Genomic DNA, 2,915 nt, shown 5'->3' with positions numbered 1-2,915 from the left:
GTCCGTCGTCGGCGGGGGCGAGCCGCCCAGGCCGGGGCAGCCATGGGGGCGGGCCGGATCAGACGCCCGTCATGAGCACCACGCCCGACACCAACGCGAAGACCAGGACGAACAGGCGCATCCTGCGGGCGTCGATCCGGTGGTGCACCAGCCGGCTCAGCCACGCGCCCACGCCGATCGCCGGCGCCAGCGCCAGGGCGAGGCCGAGGTCCGCCGTGTCGCCCCGGCCGGTCGCGAACAGCAGGGCCAGCGAGGCGACTTCGCCGACGAGGAAGCAGGCCGCCACGGTCGCGCGTAGCTCGGCCGGCGGCCGGTGCTGGTAGACCAGCGCCAGCGGCGGGCCGCCGACGCCCGTCGCCGTCTCCGTCAGGCCGGTCACCGCGCCCGCGCCGACATAGGCGGCCCTGCCCGGCGTGAAGGCCGGTGCCGCCAGGCTCACCACGGCCGCCAGGACGGTCGCGAGGCCCACGTACAGCCCGAGCCGGCGGTCCGGTATCACCCACAGCAACGCCAGTCCTGCGGGCGTGGCCGCGAGCCGCGCGGCGGTGATCCAGCCCGCGCCGCGCAGATCGAGCGAGGCCCGCTCGCGCCAGGCGACGTACAGGTTGAGCGGCACCATCGACGCCAGGACGAACACCGGCAGCAGCCCGGGGTCGAGGATCCCGGCCACCGGGGCGACGATCAGCGCGAAGCCCAGGCCGCTGCTGCCCTGGACGAAGGCGGCGACGGCCACGGTCAGCGCGAGCACCGTCAAGGTCTCACCGGTCATCGCGCCGTGCTCCGTTCCCGGCCGGCCACGGCCGCGCGGGCCCTGGCGGACGTCGGGTGCGCGCGGGTGATCGCCGCCCGGGACACGGTCGCCTCGGCCAGCGCGGCGGCGCGCCGGACCAGTGCCGACCCGTCCCACCCGACCGGCCCGCCGCACCACATTCTGAGGCGTCCCTCGACGAACACGGCCGTGATCTGGTCCCTGTTGCCGCGCCGGACCAGCTCCCAGGGGAGGTCGTGGGAGAGCGCGAGTTCGGGGGTCGTGACGTCGACGAGGAGGAAGTCGGCCGCCAGGCCGGGGGCGATCGTGCCGGTGCGCGCGCCCAGGCCCACGGCGTCGGCGCCGCCACGGGTGGCGTGCTCCAGCCAGGTCCAGCCCGCGCCGCACGAGGAGTCCCCGCCGGCGAGCCCGTACGCGATCCGCTGGGCGAACTCGGCCGCCTCGGCGAGCCGGAAGCCGTCCCCGCGGGTGCCGTCGGTGCCGAGGCCGAACCGGATGCCGCGTTCGGCCATCGCGGTGGCGGGCGCCACGGCGTTGCCCTTCCACGCGCTGGCCACGGGGTTGTAGCTCACCGCGGTCCCGGTGTCGGCGAGCAGGGTGAGTTCGCGCGGGGTGAGCAGGGTGGCGTGCGCGGCGAGCAGCTGGGGCCCGAGTGCGCCGATCGCGTGCAGGTGCTCCAGCGGCCGTAGGCCGTGGGCCAGGAGGGACCGTTCGACGGCGGCCAGATGCTCGTTGACGTGGATCTGGACGACGGCCCCGGCCGCCGCGGCGAGCGCGGCGGTCCGGCGCAATGTCTCCTCGGTCGCCGCCTCGGGGATGGAGACGGCGAGGGAGGCGTGGACCAGGGGATCGTCCTCGTACCGTACGAGGTGCTTCTCGGCGCGCTCCAGGACGCCGGGGCCGGCGGGAGCCGCGTCGCCGTCCCGGTCGTTGCAGACGAGGCCCAGGACGCAGCGGAGGCCGGCGTCACGGGTGGCGGCCGCGATCACGTCCACGTCGACGTCCGCGCGGGTTCCGGCGTCCGTGACGGTGGTGAAGCCGCCGCGCAGTGCTTCGAGCGCGGCCAACTTGGCTGCCACGTAGGCCGATTCCTCGTCCAGCGCGCCCTCCAGCGGCACCCACACCCGGCGGAAGATCTCCGACGGCTCGCCGAAGGCGAGGGCGGCGCCGAAGCTCTGGGTGAGGTGGTGGTGGGCGTCGACGAAGCCGGGCATGAGGAGGTGTCCGGGGAGGCGTACGGGGGAGGTGTCCGGGTGGCGGCCGATCAGTTCCCCGGCCGGTCCCACCTCGGTGAAGACGCCGGCGGTGACGACCACGGCGTGGCCGGTGGCGGGGCCTTCGGGCAGCAGGACGGCGTCCGGGACGAGGAGGAGCGGGCCCGGGGAGCCGAGCAGGTCTCGCAGGGGGGTGTGCTGGTTCATCGGTCGCTTTCCGCGCGGGGGCCGGTCAGCCGGGCGGCGACACCGGGCCGGACGTGATGGAAGAGGACGTTGAGGACGGCGGCGACGAACGCGCCGACGGCGACGCCGCTTTCGAGGAGGATGCGGAGGTTGGGCGGGAAGCCGCCGTACACGCCGGGGACGAGGATCGGCAGCAGGCCGAGGGCGAGGGCGACGGCGCAGACGAAGGTGCTGGTGTGCCGGTCGAGGTCGGAGCGGCCGAGCATCTGGACGCCGAGCACGGTGATCACGGCGAACACGACCATCGCGGTGCCGCCGACGACGGCGGACGGGATGACGCTGATCGCCCGGGTGACCGGGGCGAGGAAGCCGATGGCGATGAGGGCGACGCCGGCGGTGGCGGTGACGAAGCGGCTGCGGACGCCGGTGACCCGGACGATGCCGATGTTCTCGCCGCTGGTCACCATGAGCGGCAGCCCGAAGAACCCGCCGAACAGGGAGGTGAGGGCGTCGCCGCGGACGGTCCTGGGCACGTGGACGCGCTGGTCGATCTCCTTGCCGACGGCCTGGGCGTTGATGACGGTCTGGCCGGTGGCCTCGGCCATCGAGGCGAGGCTGTAGAGCATCAGCGGCAGCGCGGCGAGCAGGTCGAAGCGCGGGGTGCCGAAGGGCATCAGGTGCGGCAGGCTGAGCAGTCCGCCGTCGGCGGCGTGGCCGAGGGGGACGCGGCCGAGCGCGGCGGCGAG

Annotated in this window: 3 protein-coding genes; all 3 read right to left on the bottom strand. The window is 75.2% G+C overall.

All coding sequences use genetic code 11. The annotated features are described in order from the left end of the window. Nucleotides 1-58: 58 nt before the first annotated feature. Nucleotides 59-769, bottom strand: a complete 711-nt coding sequence (locus CCN56_RS40830) for a sulfite exporter TauE/SafE family protein (protein ID WP_086832565.1) — start codon at nucleotides 767-769, stop codon at nucleotides 59-61. Beyond that, a complete protein-coding gene (locus CCN56_RS40825; RefSeq protein ID WP_086832564.1) occupies nucleotides 766-2,190 on the bottom strand; it encodes an amidohydrolase family protein in 1,425 nt (474 codons plus the stop codon). Before CCN56_RS40825 ends, CCN56_RS40830 begins: the two co-directional genes overlap by 4 nt. After that, nucleotides 2,187-2,915 (bottom strand): solute carrier family 23 protein (locus CCN56_RS40820; RefSeq protein WP_306300668.1); only part of this gene is annotated, 729 nt, incomplete at its 5' end. The genes CCN56_RS40820 and CCN56_RS40825, both read right to left, overlap by 4 nt.

The organism is Streptomyces sp. NRRL B-24572 (assembly GCF_002156145.1).
Classification (GTDB): Bacteria; Actinomycetota; Actinomycetes; order Streptomycetales; family Streptomycetaceae; genus Streptomyces; species Streptomyces vietnamensis.
This window is presented reverse-complemented; position numbering and strand designations above follow the sequence as displayed.